The organism is Haladaptatus sp. CMAA 1909 (assembly GCF_043952005.1).
Lineage (GTDB): Archaea > Halobacteriota > Halobacteria > Halobacteriales > Haladaptataceae > Haladaptatus.
The window spans coordinates 676,424-700,046 of record NZ_JBIOAV010000001.1 but is presented as its reverse complement, the minus strand read 5'-3'; the positions used below and the strand labels follow the sequence as shown (position 1 = coordinate 700,046).

21 protein-coding genes are annotated in these 23,623 nt (G+C 61.6%); 17 read left to right on the top strand and 4 right to left on the bottom strand.

Features of this window, described 5'->3' with window-relative positions; genetic code table 11:
• Positions 1-579 precede the first annotated feature (579 nt).
• From ACGYLY_RS03800 to ACGYLY_RS03750, 11 genes are all read left to right on the top strand, one after another.
• Complete coding sequence (locus ACGYLY_RS03800) at positions 580-1,851, top strand: Single-stranded DNA binding protein (RefSeq protein WP_395282902.1); 1,272 nt, start codon at positions 580-582, stop codon at positions 1,849-1,851.
• Entirely contained in the window at positions 1,848-3,476 is a 1,629-nt protein-coding gene (locus ACGYLY_RS03795) for a hypothetical protein (RefSeq protein ID WP_395282903.1), read from the top strand. Before ACGYLY_RS03800 ends, ACGYLY_RS03795 begins: the two co-directional genes overlap by 4 nt.
• Positions 3,476-4,255: a metallophosphoesterase gene (locus ACGYLY_RS03790; RefSeq protein ID WP_395282904.1), complete on the top strand. Its 780-nt coding sequence runs from the start codon at positions 3,476-3,478 to the stop codon at positions 4,253-4,255. The genes ACGYLY_RS03795 and ACGYLY_RS03790 overlap by 1 nt, the downstream gene beginning before the upstream one ends.
• A gap of 41 nt (positions 4,256-4,296) precedes the next feature.
• Positions 4,297-5,004 (top strand): SDR family oxidoreductase, encoded by a 708-nt coding sequence (locus tag ACGYLY_RS03785; protein WP_395282905.1) that lies wholly within the window; start codon positions 4,297-4,299, stop codon positions 5,002-5,004.
• Between the two features lie 115 nt (positions 5,005-5,119).
• Positions 5,120-6,460 carry a sodium-dependent transporter gene (locus ACGYLY_RS03780; RefSeq protein ID WP_395282906.1) on the top strand — a complete coding sequence of 447 codons (1,341 nt, stop codon included), beginning with the start codon at positions 5,120-5,122 and terminating at the stop codon, positions 6,458-6,460.
• Between the two features lie 145 nt (positions 6,461-6,605).
• The gene (locus ACGYLY_RS03775) at positions 6,606-7,940 is read left to right on the top strand and encodes a sodium-dependent transporter (RefSeq protein WP_395282907.1); all 1,335 of its coding nucleotides are present in this window, start codon (positions 6,606-6,608) and stop codon (positions 7,938-7,940) included.
• 97 nt (positions 7,941-8,037) lie between these two features.
• Positions 8,038-9,582, top strand: coding sequence for an acyl-CoA carboxylase subunit beta (locus tag ACGYLY_RS03770; RefSeq protein WP_395282908.1), 1,545 nt, complete (start codon positions 8,038-8,040; stop codon positions 9,580-9,582).
• Positions 9,563-9,829: an acc operon protein gene (locus ACGYLY_RS03765; RefSeq protein WP_395282909.1), complete on the top strand. Its 267-nt coding sequence runs from the start codon at positions 9,563-9,565 to the stop codon at positions 9,827-9,829. Before ACGYLY_RS03770 ends, ACGYLY_RS03765 begins: the two co-directional genes overlap by 20 nt.
• Before the next feature lie 346 nt (positions 9,830-10,175).
• Positions 10,176-10,436, top strand: coding sequence for a HalOD1 output domain-containing protein (locus ACGYLY_RS03760; RefSeq protein WP_395282910.1), 261 nt, complete (start codon positions 10,176-10,178; stop codon positions 10,434-10,436).
• A gap of 418 nt (positions 10,437-10,854) precedes the next feature.
• Positions 10,855-11,133 carry a hypothetical protein gene (locus ACGYLY_RS03755; protein WP_395282911.1) on the top strand — a complete coding sequence of 93 codons (279 nt, stop codon included), beginning with the start codon at positions 10,855-10,857 and terminating at the stop codon, positions 11,131-11,133.
• The gene (locus tag ACGYLY_RS03750) at positions 11,117-11,452 is read left to right on the top strand and encodes a HalOD1 output domain-containing protein (protein WP_395282912.1); all 336 of its coding nucleotides are present in this window, start codon (positions 11,117-11,119) and stop codon (positions 11,450-11,452) included. The genes ACGYLY_RS03755 and ACGYLY_RS03750 overlap by 17 nt, the downstream gene beginning before the upstream one ends.
• A gap of 310 nt (positions 11,453-11,762) precedes the next feature.
• On the opposite strand, the gene ACGYLY_RS03745 is transcribed toward ACGYLY_RS03750, so the two are convergent.
• Positions 11,763-13,046 carry an OFA family MFS transporter gene (locus ACGYLY_RS03745; protein ID WP_395282913.1) on the bottom strand — a complete coding sequence of 428 codons (1,284 nt, stop codon included), beginning with the start codon at positions 13,044-13,046 and terminating at the stop codon, positions 11,763-11,765.
• Between the two features lie 281 nt (positions 13,047-13,327).
• On the opposite strand from ACGYLY_RS03745, the gene ACGYLY_RS03740 reads away from it, so the two are divergent.
• Genes ACGYLY_RS03740 through ACGYLY_RS03725 form a run of 4 tightly spaced genes read left to right on the top strand, consistent with a single transcriptional unit; the run spans position 13,328 to position 18,609 of the window.
• On the top strand, positions 13,328-14,812 hold the full coding sequence (locus tag ACGYLY_RS03740) for an NADH-ubiquinone oxidoreductase-F iron-sulfur binding region domain-containing protein (RefSeq protein ID WP_395282914.1): 1,485 nt from the start codon (positions 13,328-13,330) through the stop codon (positions 14,810-14,812).
• A complete protein-coding gene (locus ACGYLY_RS03735) occupies positions 14,809-15,726 on the top strand; it encodes a 2Fe-2S iron-sulfur cluster-binding protein (protein ID WP_395282915.1) in 918 nt (305 codons plus the stop codon). The genes ACGYLY_RS03740 and ACGYLY_RS03735 overlap by 4 nt, the downstream gene beginning before the upstream one ends.
• Positions 15,723-18,017, top strand: a complete 2,295-nt coding sequence (gene fdhF / locus ACGYLY_RS03730) for a formate dehydrogenase subunit alpha (protein WP_395282916.1) — start codon at positions 15,723-15,725, stop codon at positions 18,015-18,017. Before ACGYLY_RS03735 ends, fdhF begins: the two co-directional genes overlap by 4 nt.
• Position 18,018: 1 nt before the next feature.
• Complete coding sequence (locus ACGYLY_RS03725) at positions 18,019-18,609, top strand: DUF1641 domain-containing protein (protein WP_395282917.1); 591 nt, start codon at positions 18,019-18,021, stop codon at positions 18,607-18,609.
• A gap of 131 nt (positions 18,610-18,740) precedes the next feature.
• Here the strand turns inward: ACGYLY_RS03725 and ACGYLY_RS03720 are convergent, their stop codons facing one another.
• On the bottom strand, positions 18,741-18,971 hold the full coding sequence (locus tag ACGYLY_RS03720) for a hypothetical protein (RefSeq protein ID WP_395282918.1): 231 nt from the start codon (positions 18,969-18,971) through the stop codon (positions 18,741-18,743).
• 223 nt (positions 18,972-19,194) lie between these two features.
• Between ACGYLY_RS03720 and ACGYLY_RS03715 the strand changes: the two genes are divergently transcribed.
• Complete coding sequence (locus ACGYLY_RS03715) at positions 19,195-19,710, top strand: GNAT family N-acetyltransferase (protein WP_395282919.1); 516 nt, start codon at positions 19,195-19,197, stop codon at positions 19,708-19,710.
• 82 nt (positions 19,711-19,792) lie between these two features.
• Here the strand turns inward: ACGYLY_RS03715 and ACGYLY_RS03710 are convergent, their stop codons facing one another.
• The gene (locus ACGYLY_RS03710; RefSeq protein ID WP_395282920.1) at positions 19,793-20,374 is read right to left on the bottom strand and encodes a GNAT family N-acetyltransferase; all 582 of its coding nucleotides are present in this window, start codon (positions 20,372-20,374) and stop codon (positions 19,793-19,795) included.
• A 547-nt stretch (positions 20,375-20,921) separates the two neighbouring features.
• On the opposite strand from ACGYLY_RS03710, the gene ACGYLY_RS03705 reads away from it, so the two are divergent.
• Positions 20,922-21,491: an ArsR/SmtB family transcription factor gene (locus ACGYLY_RS03705; RefSeq protein ID WP_395282921.1), complete on the top strand. Its 570-nt coding sequence runs from the start codon at positions 20,922-20,924 to the stop codon at positions 21,489-21,491.
• A 948-nt stretch (positions 21,492-22,439) separates the two neighbouring features.
• Here ACGYLY_RS03705 and ACGYLY_RS03700 read toward each other — a convergent pair.
• Positions 22,440-23,261 carry a class I SAM-dependent methyltransferase gene (locus ACGYLY_RS03700; RefSeq protein ID WP_395282922.1) on the bottom strand — a complete coding sequence of 274 codons (822 nt, stop codon included), beginning with the start codon at positions 23,259-23,261 and terminating at the stop codon, positions 22,440-22,442.
• Between the last annotated feature and the right edge of the window lie 362 nt (positions 23,262-23,623).

Below are 23,623 nucleotides of genomic sequence, written 5' to 3'. Positions count from 1 at the left end.
AAGGCGCACGGTAGTGCGCCCGTGCGAGGGGCGACTGAACGAAGTGAGGGAGTCGGTTGGGGAGGATTGTGGTGCAGTAACGGGGCGGTTGCGGTCTTGATTGTTGCTCGGCATTTGCAGTCTCAGCAAACCCACATCCACTTCGGTGCGGCCGGGAATTCAGCCGGAGCAACGCTCCGACAACGTCACCCTTGCTCTTCCGTCGCTCGCGTGACCGGGCAGGGGTGTTCGAGGCGATTGTAGCTGCCGTCGTTGTATATTTGAAACCAAACAATCATCTCCCCGAGTTGTTTCCCTTTCTCAACGAACGAGATATGGACGAACAATCGATCCAAGTCGGTGGAATTGGAACCCTCCTTTTTACGATTTATACGGCCATTCTAGCAGGTGTTTTCACTTCATCTGGTGGTCACTTTCTCGCCCCGTTACTCGCATATTTCAGCATCCCAATCGCGCTTCTCGGGATAATTTTGACAGCGATTGGCTCATACTGAGAGAGGCTGACTACGAAACCCACTCTCCGCATCGACTTCTAGCGACGACGAACACTTTTAATCCATCCCGTCCCAACTTCGGGTGATGAACGTCGACGATCATGCCGAGGCGCTCGCCTCCGACCTCGGTGTTGACAAAGAGGAGGTCAAAGCAGACCTGCAGAACCTCATCGAGTACAGCGTCCCGATAAACGAAGCCAAACAGAGCCTTCGCCGGAAGTACGGCGACGGTGGCGGCGGCAGTTCCGCGCCCTCCACCGCCGACATCGCGGACGTGACGACCGACATGGGCAACGTCACGATCACCGCGAAGGTGCTCACCGTGGGTAAGCGCTCGATTCGCTATCAGGGCAACGAACAGACCATCTTCGAGGGCGAACTCGCCGACGAGACGGGAAAGATCTCCTATACGGCGTGGAACGACTTCGGCCTCGACGCGGGGCAGGTCATCACCGCCGGAAACGCGGGCGTCCGCGAATGGGAGGGAAAACCCGAACTCAACCTCGGGGACAGTACCAACGTCGCGCGCGAGGGGACCGACCTCGACGTGCCGTACGATGTCGGCGGCGACGCGACGCTGGCCGAGGTGACGCCCGGCGACCGCGGCGTCTCGCTGGAAGTGACCCTCCTCGAAGTCGAGAGCAAGGTCATCGACGGACGGGACGGCGAGACGGAGATAAAGAGCGGCGTCGTCGCCGACGAGTCCGCGCGCCTCCCGTTCACCGACTGGGAAGCGCGCGAGGAGGTGACGGAAGGTGCGACGGTTCGCGTGGACAACGTGTACGTCCGCGAGTTCCGCGGCGTGCCGTCCATCAACTTCTCGGAGTTCACGACCGTCGAAGCGCTCGCGCGTGAGGTGGACGTGAACGACAGCGCGACGCGCATGTCCGTCCGCGAGGCGGTCGAAACCGGCGGCGCGTTCGACGTGGAGGTCCTCGGTAACATCGTCGCGGTCCGCGACGGGTCGGGACTCATCCAGCGCTGTCCCGAGTGCGGCCGCGTCGTGCAGAAAGGACAGTGCCGAAGCCACGGCCAAGTGGACGGCAGAGACGACCTGCGCGTGAAGGCAATCGTGGACGACGGGACGGGCACCGTCACCGCGATTTTGGACGACGAACTCACCGCCGAGGTGTACGGCGGCGGCCTCGACAAGGCCCGTCAGCAGGCGCGTGACGCGATGGATCAGGAGGTCGTCGCGGACAGCATCCGCGAGAAGATCGTCGGCCGCGAGTACCGCGTTCGGGGCAACCTCTCGGTGGACGACTACGGCGCGAACCTCGAAGCGAGCGAGTTCGCAGAAACGGACGACGAACCGGTCGACCGTGCCAAGGCCTTCCTCGCGGAGGTGGACGCATGAGTTCGCAGGGCGGGGTCGGCCGTCGGGAAGTCGCGTGGCGAATTTTCGCCGCCGAGTACGACGATTCCTCGCTCGAACACTCGGACAGCGACGAGGAACGCGCGCCGAACTACGTCGTCACGCCGACCGGCGCACGAATCAATCGGCTGTTCGTCGTCGGCGTGCTGACCGAAATCGAGCGGGTCGGCGACGAGGTGCTTCGCGCCCGAATCGTCGACCCGACGGGCGGGTTCGTCGTCTACGCGGGGCAGTATCAACCGGACGCGCTCGCGTTCCTCGAACGCGCGGACCCGCCGATGTTCGTCGCCGTGACGGGCAAAGCACGAACCTTTCAGCCCGACGACTCGGACCTCGTGTACACCTCGATACGACCCGAGAGCATGAACGCGGTGGACGCCGAAACGCGCGACCGCTGGGTCGTCCAGACGGCCGAACAGACCCTCTCGCGCATCCGGACGTTCGCTGGCGCGCTCGATTTCGGCCGGTACGGCGAGGAACTGCAACACGCTCTCGAAGCCACCGACGTGGACACGGGACTCGCGGCCGGAGTTCCGCTGGCGCTCGACCACTACCGAACGAACACGCCGTATCTCGCGGAACTGCAGAACGTCGCGCTCGACGCCACACGGGTCGTGGCGGGCGAACAGGACGAGGTCGGTTCCCTCGACGTGTCGCCGGACGAATCCGGAGACGTGACGCTCGACGCGGATGTCTCGCTCGAATCGCCCGCGGTCGAAACCGGAGCGGACGAAACCGATGCGGACGAAACGCCGACCGCAGAGGCCGAACCGGAACCCGAGTTCGGCACGGAATTCGAGTCGGATTCGGAGAGCGAGTCGGGAACGGAACCGGCCGAATTCGAATCGACCGACGCCGAGCCGAGCGACGCCGACTTGACCGACGCCGAACCGACGGAACCGGAATCGGCGGAGGCCGAATCGACGCTCGAGACGGGATCCGAACCGGCGGACGAGTCCAGCGCGGAAACGACCATCCCCGATTCGGACCCGGAACCGGACACGCCACCGGCCCAAGCCCGCGAACCGGCGGAGACGGACGACCCGGTCGAACCGGAACCCGTCGGCGAAACCGGCGTCGAGGAGTTCGACACGGAACCGTCGGACGAAGGTCTCAGCGGCGAGATGTACGAGTTCGACGAGGGCGAGCGCGAGGAGATAGAGGAGGAGTTCGGCACCGAGTTCACCAGCGGCGCGGAGGTCGCCGACCCCGGCGAGGCCGACATCGAGACGCCGGAACCGGCCCAAGAGATTGCGACGGAGGCGGACGCGGAGACGGAGGCGGAACAGGACGACACCGCCGCCGCAGAACCGGCCGAGGCGACCGGTCCGGACGCCGACGCGGCGCAACCGGAGGGAACCGAAGCCACCGAACCCGAATCGGCGAGCGAGGGCGGCGACAAGCCGGTTCCCGAGAACCTCGAAAACACGGTGATGGAGGTTATGCGTGGGATGAACGACGGCGACGGCGTGAAGCGTGACCGCCTGCTCGCCGGCGTCGTGGATTCCTACGACGTGACGCCCGCCGACGTCGAGGACGCGCTTCAAGACGCGCTGATGGCCGGGCGCTGTTACGAATCCGGCGAGGAGACCCTGAAGCCCATCTGATGGCGCTGGTCGAACCGGTCCCCGGCGAACCCGCCGCGACCGCGACGCTCGGCGACGAACGGGCGCTCGTCGTGGCGGACTACCACGCCGGGATCGAGGCGGGACTCCGATACGAACAGGGAATCTCCCTCGACAACCGTGCCGGGGAGCGCCGCGACCGGATGGAATCGCTGGTCGAACGCACCGACCCGGACAGGGTCGTCGTCCTCGGCGACCTCATGCACTCCATCGCCGGACCGGGCGGTGCGGAGCGCGGCGAAATCGAGGTGCTCCTCGAATCCATCGACCGGCCGGTCACGCTGGTCAAGGGGAACCACGACGGCGACATCGAATCGTGGGTGGACTGCACGGTGACGCCGGGCGACGGAATCCGCCTCGGCGACGTTGGGTTCGTTCACGGGCACACGTGGCCGAACGAGTACGTGTTCTCCGCGGACGTGGTGTGCGTCGGCCACGAACACCCGTGCGTGCGGTTGGAGGATTCGGTCGGCGGCAGTCGAATCGAACGCGTCTGGTTGCGGGGGAAGTTGAATCCGGACGTGTTCGAAGAGCAGTACGGTGAGGAAGGCGCGGACGGTGCGGACGGCGCGGACGGCGGTGCCGAAATGTCGAACGACGCCCGACTCATCGTCTTTCCCGCGTTCAACGACCTGACGGGTGGGACGTGGGTGAACGTCGCCGGACAGGACTTCCTCGCGCCGTTCCTCCCGGACGGGCTCGCCGACGGGGAGGCTTACCTGCTGGACGGCACGCGGTTGGGTCGGTACGACGCGATTTAACGGCCGTGCGTGTTTTCACGCCGCACGGTGTTGGACCGTCCATGGACGCGAGTTTCGACTTCAGCGACGACGTCGTCCTCGTCACGGGTGCGAGCGGGGCGCTCGGGAGCGCGGTCTGTGCCGCCTTCGACGACGCGGGGGCGACCGTCTGTGCGACGGACGTGGTCGAACCGAACGACGAAGATGCTCGACTCGACGGCGAACGGGTCGATTTCTATCGGGCGGACTTCACCGACGAATCCGAGGTGGAATCGGTCGTGTCGGAGGTCGTTTCAGACCACGGCGGCATCGACGCGCTCGCCAACATCGCCGGAACGTGGAAGGGCGGGTCGCACATCGAAGGGACGGACGTGGGAACGTTCGACCTGCTGTTCGACGTGAACCTGAAGACGATGTTTCTCGCGTCGAAACACGCGCTCCCCCACTTGCAGGAACGAGAAGGAGCGATCGTGAGCGTCAGCGCACGGTCCTCGCTCGAAGGCGGCGAAGGCGACGGCCCGTACCGCGCCTCGAAAGCGGGCGTCCGCCTCCTCACGGAGACGATTGCCGAGGAGAACACCGGCGTCGTCCGGGCGAACGCCGTGATGCCGAGCGTCATCGACACGCCCGCGAACCGCGAAATGATGCCGGATTCCGATCACGACAAGTGGGTCGACCCGGCGGAAATCGCCGACGTGATGTGCTTCCTCTGTAGCGACGCCGCGGACGCGACCAGCGGGGCCGCAGTTCCGGTGTACGGCGAGGCGTAGGTCGCCGGTCGAAAAAGCGCTGTTCTCTCCCATGCATATTTATTATTTCATTTTCAATGTAGGAAATATACATCGGGTTGTTTATAACTCTTAATTAAAAATGGCAAGCACACACATGGCACAACGAGAAACGTGGACGTCACGAATAGGATTTATCTTCGCGGCGGTGGGGAGCGCCGTCGGTCTCGGAAACATCTGGTCGTTCCCGTTCCAGACCGCGACGAACGGCGGTGCGGCGTTCCTCGTGGTCTATCTTCTGGCGGTGGCGCTCATCGGTTTCCCGACGATGCTCATCGAGTTCGTCATCGGCCGTCGGGGGGAAAAGAACCCGGTCGAAGCGTTCCGACAAATCGGCCACGGGCAGTGGTCGTTCGTCGGGGGACTCGGCCTGTTCTCCTCGCTCTTGACGCTCGCGTTCTACAGCGTCGTCGGCGGGTGGGTCCTCAGCTATATCGTCGGTAGCGCCACGGGAAGCTACTTCGGCGACCCCGGAACCTATTTCGGTGCGGTGTCCGCCGGACCGACCGCCGTCGCCGCTCACGCCGTTTTCATGGCGGTCACCATCGGTATCGTCGCGCTCGGCGTCACGGGCGGCATCGAGCGAGCCACGACGTTCATGATTCCCGCCATTCTCGTCCTCCTCGTCGGACTGGGCGCTTGGGCGACGACGCTCGAGGGTGCCACTGCGGGGTACAACTACTACCTCTCGCCGGACTTCGGCGTCATCGCGAACAACTTCGGTACCATCGTTCCACCCGCGATGGGACAGGCGTTCTTCACCCTCTCGCTCGGGTTCAGCGTCATGATCGCGTACGCGTCCTACCTCGGCGAGGACGACAGCCTCCCGGCCGACGGGGGAGCCATCGTCGTCGTCAACACCCTCGTCGCGCTTCTCGCCGGGTTCGTCGTTTTTCCCATCCTCTTCGCCACGGGCGGAGCGGAAGGTGCGGGCAGCGGCGGTGCCGGAACGGCGTTCGTCGCCCTCGCTGGCGCGTTCGGTAACCTTCCAGCGGGACAGATAATCGGATTCGTCTTCTTCGTCGTCCTGCTGTTCGCGGCTCTCTCCAGTTCCATCAGCCTCCTCGAAGTGCCGGTGTCCTACATCACCGAGCACTACGGCTACCGACGTTCGACGACCGCGGTCGCGGCCGGCGTCTTCATCTTCCTCGTCGGTGTCCCCGCGACGTTCGGTACGTCCTGGCTCGGCTTTTACAACGACTTCGTGTTCAAGTTCCTCCTTCCCATCGCGGTGCTCCTCCTCGCCGTCTTCATCGGGTGGTTCGCCGACACCGACGCGATGGACGAACTCGGGCGGGGGAGTTCGGTGGGCGGGTCGTTCAAGACGGTCTGGCTGTGGTGGGTGCGGACCGTCGTCCCCATCGCCGTGGTCGTCACCCTCTACTTGGGCATCAAGGCGCTTTACACGGGACTCTCCTCGGGGGCCTACTTCGGCTGACGACGAATCGTAACGTATCGGTTAAATTTCCTTCCGATTCGGAATTGTAAATAGCAATTCAGCTGCCCGAAAACCATGATTGTCGTCTTTTGACGGTTTTCAATCTCGAAAGTCTCATAACCGTTCGACAAGCGAGTGCATAGCAATGGCACGTGAATCGTGGGCGAGTCGAATCGGCTTCATCCTCGCGGCGGTGGGGAGCGCGGTCGGCCTCGGCAACGTCTGGCGCTTTCCGTGGATGACGGCGGAGTACGGGGGGAGCGCCTTCCTCGTCGTCTATCTGTGTATCGTCTTGCTCGTCGGCGTCCCCGGACTCCTCGCGGAGTTCGTCATCGGACGTCGGTCGCATCGAAACCCTGCGGGGGCGTTGGCTCGCCTCGCGCCCGGCACCAAATCGTGGGGCTACGTCGGCCTGTTCGGCGTCGTCACGGCGCTCGTCCTGCTGTCGTTTTACAGCGTCGTCGGCGGATGGATCGTCCGGTACTTCGCGGCGAGTTTCACCGGGTCGTACTTCGCCGCGCCCGGCGGCTACTTCGAGACCATCAGCTTCGGGTGGGAGGCCGTCGCGTTCCACGCCGTCTTCCTCGGTATGACCGCGCTCGTCGTTCTCGGTGGCGTTCGCGGCGGAATCGAGAAGGCGACGAAGGTGATGATGCCGGTTATCATCCTGTTGCTCGCGACACTGGCCGGGTGGGCGATCACGCAGTCCGGTGCGGGCGACGGACTGTCCTTCTTCCTCGACTTCGACGTCGAAACACTGCAAGCGGCCGTCGAACACGACCCGGTCGGTCTGCTACAGGCCGCCGCCGGACAGGCCCTCTTCACGCTCTCGCTCGGCGTCGGGACGATGATAACCTACGCCTCGTACCTCGGCGAGGACAACAGCCTCCCGTTCGACGGGAGTGTCATCGCCGTGCTGAACACGGGAGTCGGCGTCCTCGCGGGACTCGTCGTGTTCCCGCTCCTGTTCGCGTTTCAGGGCGGCCTCAACGACACCTCCGCGGGCGGCGGCCCCGGCGCGCTCTTCGTCTCCATCGCCGGTGCGTTCACGCAGGTTCCCTACGGCAGGGTCGTCGCCGTCGCGTTCTTCGCCGCGATCCTTTTCGCGGCGCTGTCGAGTTCCATCAGCATGCTCGAAATCCCCGTCGCGTACCTCGTGGACGAACAGGACGTGTCGCGGCGGAACGCGACTATCGGCCTCGCTGGCTTCGTACTGCTCACCGGCGGGGTCTGTGCGCTCAGACCGTCCCTCTTCACGTTCGTCGCGGACACCCTCGTCAATTTGATGCTCACCGCCGGACTCGCCGGGTTCCTCGTCTTCGCCGGGTGGATCCTCGGCACGGACGCGCTCTCGGAGTTCGACTCCGGCGCGGGCGGACTCGCACGCTCGCTGGGTACGCCGTGGCTCTGGAGCGTCAGGACGGTCCTCCCGCTGTTCCTCCTCGTCACCCTCGCGGTGAACCTCTACTCGTTGTTGTAGGCTGGCGGACGTTTTCCCGACACAGTACGGAAACCTTTTGCGCCCGCTGGTACTGCAATTTCGCAATGACAATGCGTCCGGGTGTTCAGCGATGACAATGGACGAGCGCATCGACGAACTACGCGAGAAGCGCCGCGAGGCGGAGCAGGGCGGCGGAGAGGAGCGCATCGAGAAACAACACGAGCGCGGGAAGATGACGGCGCGCGAGCGCATCGATTACTTCCTCGACGACGACACCTTCAACGAGTTCGACCAACTCCGGACCCACCGAAGCCACAACTTCGGCATGGAGGAAAAGCAGGTGCCCGGCGACGGCGTGGTGACGGGCTACGGCGAGGTCAACGGCCGGAAGGTGTTCGTCTTCGCCCACGACTTCACCGTCTTCGGCGGGTCGCTCGGCGAGGTGTTCGCCCAGAAGGTCTGCAAGGTGATGGACAAGGCGATGGAAGTCGGCGCGCCGGTCATCGGCCTGAACGATTCGGCGGGTGCACGGATTCAGGAGGGCGTCGAATCACTCGCGGGCTACGCGGACATCTTCCACCGCAACCAGCAGGCCTCCGGCGTCATCCCGCAGATTTCGGCCATCATGGGACCGTGCGCCGGCGGTGCGGTTTACTCGCCCGCCATCACGGATTTCATCTTCATGGTGAAGGACACGAGCCACATGTTCATCACCGGCCCGGACGTCATCGAGACGGTCACGGGCGAGGAGGTAACGTTCGAGGAACTCGGCGGCGCGACGACCCACACCGACAAGAGCGGCGTCGCCCACTTCGCCGAGGACAGCGAGGAGGAAGCGCTGGACGACATCCGTCGCCTCCTCTCCTATCTCCCGCAGAACAACGTCGAGGACCCGCCGCGCTTCGAACCGTGGGACGACCCCGAACGCCGTGACGAGGAACTGAAGTCCGTCGTGCCCGACCAACCGCGCAAGCCGTACGACATCGAGCGCGTCATCGAAGGCGTCATGGACGAGGATTCGTTCTTCGAGGTTCAGGAAGGCTACGCGAAGAACATCGTCGTCGGCTTCGGCCGCCTCGACGGCCGCTCGGTCGGCATCGTGGCGAACCAACCCCGCGTCAATGCGGGTACCCTCGACATCGAGTCCTCGGAGAAAGGCTCGCGGTTCGTTCGCTTCTGTGATTCGTTCAACATCCCCATCGTGACGTTCGTGGACGTTCCCGGCTTCATGCCCGGCACGGACCAGGAACACGGCGGCATCATCCGTCACGGGGCGAAACTGCTGTACGCCTACTCCGAGGCGACGGTGCCGCTCATGACCGTCATCACTAGGAAGGCTTACGGCGGGGCGTACGACGTGATGGCCTCGAAGCACATCGGCGCGGACGTGAACTACGCGTGGCCGACCTCCGAAATCGCGGTGATGGGCCCGCAGGGTGCGGTCAACGTCCTCTACAGTTCGGAACTCGAAGAGGCCGACGACCCCGATGCGCGCCGCGACGAACTCATCGAGGAGTACCGCGAGCAGTTCGCCAACCCGTACACCGCCGCCGACCGCGGGTTCGTGGACGACGTCATCGAACCGCAGGACACCCGTCCGCGACTCATCGACGACCTCGAAATGCTGATGAGCAAACGCACCTCCCAACCCGAAAAGAAACATGGCAACATCCCGCTCTGAGGGTCTGGACCTCACGATACCGCCGGATGCCTCCGAGGAGGAAGCGGCCGCCATCGTCGCGGCAATCAACGTCCACCTCCGCGAGCAGGAGGCGGCCGCCGCCGCGGAGAACGAGGAACCTGACTGGGAGGGCGAACGCTGGACGTTCGCCGGGCGGGTGGCCCAGTTGCAGAACCGCGACGTTCGGGTCCCGACCAACGCGCCGACGAACGCGTGGAGTGCGGCGGGGCGGACGACGCGGTACTGAGTTTACCGGTTCCGGTGTCGGATGACGGTAAACTCGGCCCACCGGTACACGACGCGTAAACTAGCCGAGGTCCATTTGTATCGCTACCACCGACCCAGTTCAGCGACGCCCAAATAACCGACCGTCAGTCGCGTTGCAGACCAGCAGTTTACTGGTCACCTCGCCGATGGACACGACGTATCGGTAGGAGAGTGAGAAGAGGAATGGCGGGTCCGTGGTAAGCCTGGGCCGGGACCGTTATCGACGGGAGAGGGATGTCCGTCCCGTGGAGACCGTTCGAATGTCGTGCGATACGCTACCAAGTGTCCCCTAAAAACTTTTAGCACACCCTCCTTGCCCAGAGAATATGAAACACTCGTCATCGTCGCGGCCAGAGTCAACACCAACAACGCTATCAGACGCCGAATCAGTCACCGCGGCGGTGGTGACGGCCGTGACTGAAGCGAACGGGACGAAGCCTGCAACGCCCCTCTACGATGCGATCGACCCCGAGGGACTCGAAGCGATCTATCGACACGGCTCACCGGAGGTGAGTTTCGAGTATATCGGCTACCGCGTTACGATCCGTTCTGATCGGACGGTTTCCGTTTCCGACGTGGATTCTTAGAGCCTCCGAACAGCCGTGTCCGAGACAATCGTATATTCAGACGAGATCGGATCGAAATAAGGGAAGCGAACGTTATTATCGGGAGATCGCATCGAAACACCCATTCGGCTATTCGTTTCGGAGTCGATGCGGTACTTTTCTGTCGCTTATAGTCGAAATCTATGGATCCCAGTGCCAATCATCAAGCGTAAAGTAGCTATATTGATATAAAGAACATTAATATCGAACCCTGACCAAACATCTCCACATGACCCGGCAGCCTGATGACGACAACACGGCATCGGAGTAGCCTTCCGATGCCGTTACCGTCCCAGAGATCCCCGAACACAGACTGGAACTGGACCACGTGTTTCAGTCGATCGCAAAATCTCGCCGACGCTATCTTCTCTACACGCTCAGAACTAGGACCGAGTGGTCAGTGACCGAGCTTGCGACCAAGCTTGTTGCCTGGGAGACCGAAATCCCCGAGGATGCCGTCCCAGAGGACGAGATCGATCGAATGTACGCGTCGCTCTATCATGCACACATCCCCAAATTGGTCGATGAACGAGTGATCGAGTTCGACGCCGAAAGCGAAACCATCCGGACTGGAAAGTACGCCGAACAGGTCTTGACTGCCTTGGCGGGTGCAGGTGCGAGCCTGGACAATCGACAAGAAACGCACGCACGGAGTGAGATGGATGACGAAAAGTTCTGATGAAGGAGAGAGTTCCGAGATCGTCGTGGACGGTAGCGAACAACTCGTCGAGCAGGTTCATTACGAGCGCGCCGGAAGGGACGATCTCACGACCACAATAATTGGCGGGATCGCCGCCGCCGAGGGAGTGTCACCGGCCGAGGTGAAAGATCCGGTGCTGTACGAGTGTGTCGACGTCGCCGCGTTGGAAGATTCCTTCTTCGGACAGACAGTGGCGGGCGAACGCCGTGATGCGGTCGGCAGTGTCGAATTCCGCTTCGGCGAGTATCGCATTGAAGTCAAGAGTGATGGCTGGGTCTCGGTGTACGGACGCCCCTGAAACGGGATCGGTAAGACGCGATCGAGCGGTCCGTCTCGACGTTCAGGTACGGGTGATCGTACCCACTGCCGCTCGTGCTGTTCACAGGTAGCCAATCGGTAATTCGGGTGGATCGGAGGATCCGCTCGCTGCCGTCGCACGTTCTACTTCGGTTATCACATCGATCACGTGTCTCGAAACGAGCGAACCTCACAAATCGGATTGCTTCCCGCATGTCCGTTCGGCGTGTTTGATCCGTCGTTGAATCGCGCGGGTTACAGGGTGGGAAAACACGTCGAATAGAGCCTCGATGAAAGGACGGTATCGGTACTCAGTCGGTGGTCACGGGGGTCGCTTTCTTCGTACCCTCGTCCTGAAGTTTGCCGATCCGCCAGCGGAGAACGCCGACCGTGAGGAGTCCGATGACGAGGGCGACGTTCATGACGTATAGTGCGTTCGTGTAGCTCCCCGTCGATTCGAGAACGAACGAGGCGAGTTGCGGACCGGCGACGCCGGCGAAGCCCCACGCCGTGAGGGCGTAGCCGTGAATGGCGCTGACTTCCTTCGTGCCGAAGAGGTCGCTGAGGTACGCCGGGAGACAGGCGAACCCGCCGCCGTAGCAGGTGATGACGAGAAACATGAGCGCCGTCAGAACCCAAACCCCCGACACCTGCGGCATCACGAAGAACGCGGCTATCTGGATGACCATGAACGCCGCATACGTGGTCGTCCGGCCGATGTAGTCCGACAGGGTTGCCCAGGCGATGCGGCCACCGCCGTTGAAGATACCGATGTAGCCGGTGATGAACGCGGCCGTCGTGGCGGTGGCACCGCCGATTTGCTGGAGCATCGGCGATGCGAACGCGAGCAGCATGATGCCCGCGGAGACGTTGATGAATATGATGAGCCAGACCATGTAGAAGCGTGGTGACGTGCGCGCTTCGGCGGCGGTGTGGACATCGAGTCCCCGTAGCGCCCCCTTTGCCTTCTCCTGTGCGTCCTCCATGTCGTGCATTCCGTCGGGGAGCCATCCCTTCTCGGGCTTCGCGAGGTAGCTCGCGCCCAACGACATGAGGACGAAGTAAAGGACGCCGAGGGCGAAAAACGCAGTCGAGACCCCGTAATTCTGGATCAGGAAGTTTCCGAGCGGACCGGTGAGGAGCGCGCCAGCGCCGAAGCCCATAACGGCGAGTCCCGTCGCCATTCCGCGTCGATCGGGGAACCACTCGACCAGCGTTCCGATCGGGGAGATGTATCCCAGCCCGATTCCCATTCCGCCGATGACGCCGAACGTGGCGAGAAACAGCGGAAGGCTTCCGAGTTGCACGCTGAGTCCCGATCCGATCATCCCGAGGCCGTATAGGACGGCCGCCGCCAAGCCGGCTTTTCGCGGACCGTATTCCTCGACGTACTTTCCGAGGAAGGCGGCCGTGATCCCGAGGACGAAAACGGCGATGGAGAACGCGAGGGTTACGCTCGACGTACTCCACCCTTCCGTCTCGTTCAGCGGTATTTGGTAGATACTGTACGCGTAGATGCTACCGATCGACAGGTGAATCGCGACGGCCGAAGCGGCGATGAGCCATCGATTTTTATCCGAGTTCCTTGTTGACATGCGACGTAGTTAATAATTTATTATACTATAATAAATGTTTTCGTTGTTCTCATAAATCATGTTCGGATACTAATGGAGGACCTTATGGAATCCACCTGCCGAACTTGCCGGAACCACAATCGACTCGACCGCATCGCCGGACGGTGGCAGGGGGTCGGATCGGTGTGGGTCCGACGGGTAGGCATCCGTCGAAGAGCATCGTTTCGGGGTCGATTTCGGGAATAGTTATTTATCGTTCGTCTACATTAAACGACCATATACGTTACTCAATGTCCAAAGCTATGCACACAGAACGACCGGTCGTGCGCGTCGCCGGTCGCGGTGCGGAGCAAATCGCCGCGACCGCGAGGGACCAGACGGACGTACCCGTCGTCGAAGTCGGGTCGACGGGTTCCCCGGCAATAGAGCCGCTTCTCATCGTGGTGAACGAGGGGAGAGCGGTATTCTACACGAACGCCACCACACAGGAGGCCCGAACCATCGCGGTGGCGCTCGGTGACGCGAGCAACTCGCTTTCAGATGGGGACGCGTCGGTGACACACGCGGACTCGACTCGTTTTCCGATGCCCGATCTCGACGGATTCCGGGACGACCGGTCGGTGCTCGCCCGTTGCGGATGGGTGGAACCGACTGTCCCGGAGTCCTACGCCGAGACCGTCGGGTTTTCGGATGCGTCGCCGGAATCGGTACTCGAAGTAGCGGGGGCTACTCTCGGACGAGGATGGGGCGACTGGAGCGCGGACGAGCCCGTGGGCCCGCTCTGGGAGGGAGTCCGCGACCGCGACGGTGATCCGGCGATCGTCCTGAACGCACACGGGAACCCCGGAGACGTCCTTCTGGCCGAGAGCGATCCCTTCTCCGTACTGGAGGGTGCCGCCCACGTCGCACGCGTGGTCGACGCCGCACGGGTCTTCGTGTACGTCAGCGAAGACGACGAAACGACTCGCCAAACGCTCGAAACGGCGGTTTCCGCGTATCCGGATTTCCCGACCGATATCGCCGTCGTCCCGGGGCCGGCGGCCTACCGCTCGGCGGAACCGACGATGGCCATCGAGGCCGTGGAGGGCAATCACCGTCTCGAAGCACGCCTCCGACCGCCCGGCCCGGATGTCGAGGGTGTCTTCGGCGAACCCACCGTGGTCCACACGGCGCGAACGTTCGCGCACGTCGCCGCGGCAGTTCGCGGCGAGGAGACGGCAACACGCGTGCTCACGGTCACCGGCGACGCGGACGAGATGACGTTCGAAGTTCCGGAGACGAGTTCGATCGGAGATGCGGTGACGACCGCGGGTGTCACGGAGTACACGGGTGTCCTCGTCGGCGGGCGGTTCGGCGGCCTCACGCGCGACCTCGACGTCACACCCGATCCGGATGCGCTCGCCGAGCGGGACCTCGGCACGGACGGCGTACTCGAAGTCGTTGGCCCCGACCGCTGTCCGGTGGCGTTCGTCGGCAAGCGGACCCAGTTCGCCGCGGACGCGAACTGCGGGCGCTGTGTCCCGTGTCGTGAGGGCTCGACGCAACTGAGCGAACTCCTCCGAGACATCTACGAGGGGGATCTCGACCATGCGAAAATCGAGGAACTGCTACGCGTGATGGAATCGACGAGTATCTGCGCGTTCGGCCAGTACGCGCCGCGACCGGTTCGCACGGGACTCTCCGAATTCGGCGATGTCTTCGAGGCACACGCGAACGGGGAGTGTCCGGCGGGCCAGTGTTCCACGACCACGGAGACGGAAACGAAACCGAAGAGGGCGAAACCATGAGTTCACAGGAATCACCGCATTCGGAATCCGACGTACCGCCATTGACGGAAACCATCGCGCCGGGAACGGCGACGGACCCCGACGTGACGAGCGCGGAGACGGCGACAGTTACGGTCGACGGGGAGGACGTGACGGTCGAGGCCGGTTCGACGCTCCTCGACGCTATCGAGGCCGTCGAAACCGCCGAATACGTGCCCGCACTCTGTCACTACGACAGACAGGACATCGGGCCTCGAAGCGAGTGTCGGACGTGCATGGTCGAGGCGAAGGACGGAATCGTTCCGGCGTGTAGCACGCCCGCCGAGGACGGCCTGTCGATTTCGACCGATGCAGCATCGGCGTCGGAGGCGCGCGACGTCAACCTCGACCTCGTGCTCTCGGACCACAACCTCCGCTGCACGACCTGCGGGAAGAACGGTCGCTGTGATCTGCAGGACGTCTCCATCGAGAACGGCGTCGTCGAACCGAGGTACGGTGTGCTCGACGACCGCGACGAATACGAACCGATCGACGATAGCCACGACTTCATTCAGATCGACCGCAACAAGTGCATCCTCTGTAACCGCTGCGTGGAGGCCTGCAACGACGTGCAGGTCGAGGGCGTCCTCCGAATGGAGGGACACGGTGGAGAGACACGTATCGGCTTCCAGAACGGGGCCGAGACGATGGAGAAGTCGACGTGCGTCTCCTGTGGACACTGCGTCTCGGTCTGTCCGACGGGCAGTCTCGTCGAGAAGGGAATCGAAGACGCGACAACCATCCCGCTGCCCGGCTTCACCCAGAAGAACAGCGTCGGCGAGGCGATCGAGTCGGCGAACGTGCAGAAGGGACCGATGACGCCGATGAAAGCCGACGAGGTGACGGAACAGCGCCGTGAAATCGACGACGACACCGAGGAGAGGGATTGGCCATGACGAACACGGAGAACGCCACCGAGAACGAAGAGAAAGAGGGCGTGGCAGGCTATATGCAGACCGCCCGGAAGCAAGCACTGGAGAACGTAGAGCACGTCGCCGAAGGAGCGGCGGCGGGGACGCTGCCGGAGGGGAAACTGTTCGACATCGCCACGAAAATCGGCGAGAAGCGGCTGTCCGACCTGACCGTCGAGGACACAACCTGTGGCTACTGCGCCGTCGGGTGTCGGTTCGACGTCTACACGGACGGTGACGAAGTCCTCGCTACCCGACCGACCGACCCGGAGAAAGCGCCCGTGAACGGTATTTCGACGTGCGTGAAAGGGAAGTTCAGTTACGACTTCGTGGACAGCGAGGGACGACTGACGTCGCCGCTCGTCCGCGACCAAAACGACGAGTTCCGGCGCGCTTCCTGGGAAGAGGCCTACGACCGTGTGGTGGAGGGATTTCAGGACATCATCGACGAGCACGGCGGACAGGCGATGAGCGTCATCGCGTCCTCGAAGGCGACGAACGAGGAGAACTACCTGATGGGCAAGTTCGCCCGGCAGGTCCTCGGGACGAACACCGTCGACAACTGTAACCGGCTCTGTCACTCCTCGACCGTCGCCGGCCTCGCTCGCGCGTACGGGTACGGAGCGGCGTCCGTGTCGACGAAGGACTTCGAGCAGGCGGACTGCATCTTCCTCACCGGGTCGAACACGACGGAGGCTCACCCGGTCCTCGCGACGCGCATCAAACAGCGCGTGAAAGCCGGGAACGACCTCATCGTCTTCGACCCGCGGAAGGTTCAGATCGCGGAGTACGCCACCCAGTATACGCAGGTCCGGCCGGGGTTCGACCAGGTCTGGATCAACGGACTGGTCCGCTACATCATCGAGAACAACCTCTACGACGAGGAGTTCGTCGCGGAGCGGACGACCGGGTTCGAGGACGTGAAAGAGTCGGTCCAAGCGTTCACGCCGGAGTACGTCGAGGAAGTTACGGGCGTACCACCGGCGGACATCCGTTCGGCCGCTGAGACGATCGCTGCGGCCGACCGCGTCGTGTTCGGATGGACGCTGGGTCTGACCGAACACTCCCACGGGACGGAGAACATCCTCTCGATGGCGAATCTCGCCGCGATTACGGGGAACCTCGGAAAGCCCGGAACGGGCGTCTCCCCCTTCCGCGGGCAGAACAACGTTCAGGGCGGTGGCGGTGACATGGGCCCGCTCCCGGACAACTTCCCCGGCTATCAATCCGTCACGGACGACGAGAATCGTCGGAAATTCGAGGAGGCGTGGGACTGTGAAATCGCTCCCGAACCCGGATACTACACGACGGAGATGTTCCTCGCGGCGGACCAGGGGGACATCCGAGGAATGTACTGCATCGGCGAGAATCCCTCGCTCTCGGAACCGGGCGCGAATCACGCCTCCGAGGTGTTAGAAGGGATGGAGTTCCTCGTCGTACAGGACCTCTTTTTGAACGACACGGCGCGGTTCGCGGACGTGGTCCTGCCCGCGTGTTCCTTCCTCGAGAAGACGGGGACGTTCACCAACACGGACCGCCGCGTTCAGATGGTAAAGCAGGTCATCGACCGGAAGGGCGATTCGAAACCCGATTGGGTCATCCTTCAGGAGATAGCGAACCGGATGGGACGCGAGTGGGAGTACGAGGACACCGCGGAAATCATGGAGGAGATGCGCCGGTTGACCCCGATCTACGGCGGCATTACGCAGGAGCGCGTCGAAGCAGAAGGCGGCGTCCAGTGGCCCTGTTACGACTTCGACCACCCTGGAACGGAACGGCTCTACGAGGACGAGTTCAACACGGCGGACGGGAAGGCGCACCTCGTCGGTGTCGGCTACGGCGAACCCGGCGAACTCCCGGACGAGGAGTATCCGTTCTCGCTCACGACCGGTCGGGTCCTCTACCAGTACCACACGGGGACGATGACACATCCGGAAGAGGGCATCCAACACTACAACGACAGCGACTTCGTGGAGATCAACCCGGAGGACGCGGCGAACCACGGAATCGAAGACGGCGACCTCGTGACGATCGAGTCCCGGCGCGGCGAGATAACGGTGCCTGCACAGGTGACGGCCCGCATCGGGTCGGGGACGGTGTTCGCACCGATTCACTTCGCGGAGACGTGCGTGAACAGACTCACGAACCACGAGAGTCTCGACCCGGATGCGGCGACGCCGGAGTTCAAGATGTCGGCCGTCCGCGTTACGCCGTTCGAAGGCGATTCCGAGGACATCGAATACGACCAGACGGAACCGATCTCGGGGGACGACTGAGATGGCGAAACCGACCACTGGCGTCCCGGACGACGCGCTGAACATCGAACCGGAACGTCCGCAAGAGGGTGAGGAAGCACTGCGAGCGGTCCTCGAGGCCTACGGCGGGGATTACGCCGACGCCGCGGAGTACACGGAGGAACTCGAGAACGTCATCGAGACGGCGATTCTCGTCATCGCGAGCGCGGACGAACGAGACGTCGACAACGTCACGCAGTCGTTGGTCACGCTCGTCGAGGCCGCAGACGGACTCTCGACGGAGGGGACGGTTGCGCTCGCCGAGGGTGTCGGAGAGAACGGCGAGGACCTCGCGGAAGCCCTCGAATCCGTGCTCGAACTCCAGCGCGACGGACGACTCGACGACCTCATCGAGATGGCGGGAACGCTCTCGGCGCTCGAAATCAACGAGACGACGGTCGACGGACTGAACCGGTTGTTCCGCGCCATCGACGAAGCCGAACGGGAGACGAAACCCGTCGGGGCGTTCGGGTTCCTGCGGTCGCTCTCGGGGGACGACGTCCGATCGGGCATCGGCTACCTGCTCGCCATCGTGCGTGCGCAGGGCCGTCGTCTCCGCTCGGGTGATCGATAAACGGAGAGGGCGTCCTCCGCGGATTGTTGCGCGTCTCGGTCGCTGTGTCGGGGTCGCTCGTCACACCGTGCCGGTTCGTTCGATTCGTCTCCAACGTCGCGAATCGGCTACTACGGAGAGGATAGAGGCATCTACGTCTCGATGGTTCTCAGAAACAGCGCCTGTAGGACGCCGAAGAACACGCCAAACGCGAGGGCATACCCGAGATTTTCGCCGATCGGGCCGCCGAAGATCGCGCTCAAAGGGAGCAGTATCGCTGCCGTACCGAACGCCACCATGAGGGCACACCATCTAACCGGGTGCCCCTCGGCCCATCCGGTGAGTCGCCTGTTGTACGAACGAACCGAAGCGAGAGGACCCATACCCGTGTCAGGAGTCGAGAACTCATAGCGGTTCGGGTGCCGTTCGACTCGCGGCGCGGACCGCGTACGAATCGGCATCGGGATACCGGGGACGGGATTCGAGGTTGAGAGTAGAAATAAGCGTCGTCCAGAAGGGAGAGCGTGAGTATCGCGAAAGCACCTTCGCGACGATGACCGGTGCATCCTCCAGTAGATATATTATTCACCGACAATGAACGAAAACGTGAATATTCGACCGCTCGAAAGTGAGACGGATTTACGCGGGGCGATCCGCACGAACGGCCGCGCTTGGAAAGCCGCCTACGACGACATCGTTCCCGAATCGATCATCGAGCGGGTTGCCGCGTCACCGACGGATGAGCGCCTCGACGCACTGTTCGAAGCGGTCCATAATTCTCGGTACTTCGTCGCCGTCGATGAGACCGACAGTGTCAGAGGGTACGCGTACTTCCGATGGGGCGACGACGAGACGAAAGAGTTCGTCGAGGCGGATGAAGCCGGACTCAAAGAGATCTACGTCGACCCCGACGAGTGGGGCCGAGGAATCGGAACGGCGCTTCTCGAACACGGTCTAGCACGACTCCCCGAGTCCATCACCGCTCTCAAACTCGAAGCGCTTTCCGAGAACGACTCGGGAAAACGGTTCTATACGGCGCGCGGATTCGAACCCATCAAAGAATCCACCATTACGATCGCTGATGAGTCGTACTCCGTCACGATTTATTCGCTTTCTCTGTGACTATCCGTTTCTTGGTATCCAACTTCGCGAAGCGCCATGTCGTTCATAGAAATCGAGACCAGATCGAGAACGTAGAGTAATTTCACTGGGTCGCGTTCCGATACTGCTCTCGGGTTATGGTGTATCGATGGGCATTCGCAAGATCACCATCGTTTGGCCGAAAGTTCCTGAACAGTCCCTCGTACTGCCCCCCGTACCGATCGATGTACTTCTCAATTGCACGGCGTGACCGCTCGTTCCCCTCAAGTGTGAAGACTGCAAGCAGTTCGAGATCGAGTGTGTCGAAGACGATTTCTGTAAGTGCTGCAGCTCGTTCTCCAGCGAGTCCACGTCCCCAGAACCGCTTTCGTAACCAGAGGCGAATCGTTCCCGTTCGACGGCCCCAATGCACATCGATCCCGGTCATTCCGACAACGGGTTCGGAGGATTCTCGAAGGCGAAGCAAGTAGCGAAAGTCCTCTCCAGACTCCCAGTTTGATTCGGCACTGGTGAGAAGATCGTGAGTTTGCTTCGGCGTCTGATGAGGATCCCAGGGGAGGTACTCTGTCACGTTCTCGATTCCGGGATCGCTCGAACAGATGTCATAGAGGTCGAACAAATCAATGGCATCGTGAGTCAGTCGCTTGAAGATGAGGTGATCGGTTTCGATTCGTTCAGGAATCATATCCGTGCTTGCTGGGCCGCTACTATGAAGATACTGCGAAGAATCGCTTATCGAGACATATTGGGAGATCACACAAGTTGGGACGAGTGAGAAGTTCATGTGCCGTTTCTCTTAAATCATCTGTGCTTGGAGAAAGATAGAAGTGTCAATACGACAAAAATCGAGTAATGGGAATTCGCTCTGAACACGGCGGGACAATTACGCTCATTGGAGGACTCCTCGTGTTCATCGGCATCGGCCTCATCACACCACCCGTTTGTGGTGGCGTCGGTCTCCATGACGCAGATCCAAGTGGGCCGCATATCACTGGCTTTAGTGGGCTCGGAATCCAGTATACGTATACCACTGCTAGCGCACAAACAACCTGTAATATCGGAGCCGGCATCATTTACGTACCGCTCGGACTCGTGTTCGTAATTTCTGGGCTGCTCCGATGAGGTCTGTCGCTCAATACAGGTAGCTTCTGATGAATGAAGCATGTCAGTCATGTACTTTGCGAGGAATTATACGCTCTGCCTCTCATTAGCTCACAACTGGTGGAACCAAAATGTCACTATTGCCCGGCTCAACCCCTGAAATCGACACTGAGCAAGCGGGAGACATTCAAATTCTGGGCATCGATGAAAGGGATACGGATGCGGTCTTTGAGACGCTGTCGTCTGCAACAGCTCGCAACCTTCTCGTGACGATCAACGAAGAGCCAGGAACACCGTCTGAACTCGCTGAGCGCCTTGAGACGTCGATTCAAACTATTTCGTATCATCTTGACGCACTCGTCGATGCCGAGTTAATTCGGGTCGCGGATACACGATATTCCGAGAAAGGCCGTGAGATGAAGATCTATGCTCTTGGTGAGAATCCGGTTGTGCTTGTTGTTGGGACTGAAGAGCGGACACACGGGATTCGTTCGATACTCAAACGGTTTCTTGGCGCGATTGGTGCGCTTGCATTCCTCAGTCTCATCGTGCACACGCTTGTTGAGGGATTTCCGTTCATGGCGCAGACCGCAGCTGGTGGCCAACCAGAGCCAACCGGATGGCCGACTGGGATTGCATTCTTTGTTGGTGGGTTTGTGATTCTGCTGATCGTACTTTGGTGGCAAGCATCCCACAACTGAACGATTTACGTTGCAGTATTTTGGCTAGTAGTTAATGGGGAGAGGTAGGGTCTGTTCTGGTCACGAAGTTATACGCGAAGTCGTCGGGCTCCACTCCCAAGTACGAACCCGATTCCAGCAGCGAGCCCAATAGCGATCGCCATGAATGGGAGTGTTGTGTAGAGGAGAGTAGTATAGTTCAGTTGAAATGGTGGCGACGTATACAACATACTCCCAAGAACAACACCAAAGAGTGGACTCGCAGCGAGAACAATGCTAATGAGGAGGCCGTCGTTCAGATACGCGTTGAGCGCTGCGGGAATGAGCATGAGCGCAAATAGAATTACTAAATCTACGCCAAATCCAACAGGAATGCCGTATGACGCGAGCTCGCTAGCGCTGGGCGGTGCATGAAGGACGAAGAGGCAGAGAAACAAGATAGCCGCAAAGACGAGAGACCAACGTGACCGATGGGGGGGATCGACCGAACCAGAGCGACAGTCGACGTTGCTGGGATGTCATGAACGAGTAGTCGGAAGTGTGGGAGTAATCCGTTTGGATAGTTCAAAATCAATTTTGAGTCTATCCGATTTTCGTCTTCGGTTTTGATGTTGGTGTCTCAATCGGCGTCATTAAGAATTCCACTTCTGCTTATACTGCCCACGGAAAGTCAACCGCCAAAAACGGCCAAATTCGAGAAGTTGACCTCGCTGCTGTCGCACGTTCCACTTTGTCTACAGAATTAATCAGTCATCTCGAAACGGGGAAAATCACAGAAATCGGACTGCTTTTCATCTGACTTTTCGGAGCAATCGAATTCGCTCGTTGATTTCGATGAGCGTCGGCACACTAAATAACACCCACGAACTGTGAATAGATTGACCCGATATATTGAGGAAGTCCATTTTCGCTTATAGAATCAAACGGCGATTGCGAACCACGCCGCAGGACGGAAAACGCATCCGAATACTATACGCGACACACCGCCAGCATGTGCTCCGAGAAATCGACCGCCGCACGGTCCTCCCGGAGCAGTTTCACGAGCCGGCGAACGTCCTCGACGGCCTCGTCGCTGGCGTCCTCCAACTCCGGTTTCATTCGGTTGGCCACGCCCTCCAAACCGACCAGTTTCTCGACGGTGAAACCGGCGTCCCGCAGTTCGGCCTCGAACTCGTCGGCGCGGAAGAAGTGACACTCCGCCCAGCCCTCGCCGTCGGCGTGTTCGGCGACGCGTTCGGCGGTGTACTTGCCGTCCTCGGCGATGGGGACCAGCAATCCGTGGCTGGAGTCGAGGCTGAACTTCACGATGTCCCGAAGCGGGGCAAAGCGACCGATGACGGAGACGAAAACGGGCGCGTCGGGTGCGGCGACCCGGCGGAGTTCGCGCACGGCGGTGGCGCGCTCGTCGTCGTCCACGACGTGGCTCAGGGGGCCGCCGAGACAGCACACCGCGTCGAACGTTTCGTCCCCGAATCGCAGATCGCGCACGTCGCCCGCTTCGGCGCTGATTCGGTCGTCGAGTTCGCGCTCGGCGGCGTTTTCGCGGGCGAGTTCGACCTGCGTCTCGCTCACGTCCACGAGGGTCACGTCGTATTCGCGTTCGGCGAGCCAAAGTGCGTAGCGGCCCGACGCGCCGCCCACGTCGAGGACGCGACCCGAGTCGGGGAGGTATCGGTCGAGATAGTCGACCGTGTTCTCGAACTCCATGCGGGTGACGGGATCGCGCTCCAGTCGCTCCCATTCGTGTTCGCCGAACTCGTCGTAGTAGTTCCGGGGATCCATGTCGCTCATCGTCGTTCCCCGCTAACGGTTCGTCGAACCGTCTCGCTGCACGTCCGCTGCACTCGTTCGGTGTCGATACGTCGGACTGATTGCCTGATTTCGTACATCCGTGTCTGATTTCGGGGTTTCGTTCGGTAGTGAGAACGCGAGTCGCCCGGTTTCACCCCGTCGCCGCGTCAGCGGCCGAATCGGGACTCCACCCGGCGAAAAGCAGGTGCTGGCCCGTGATTCGGGCGGCCAGCGGCGGGTGGAGTCGGGAACGTCACGGTCGAAAAATCAATTCCGTTCGACATAACGGTTTGGGTTCGGGCGACGAACCGAACGGATCGAGTTGTCGGACGACCGTGGAACACGATTAAGTACGGATGTCA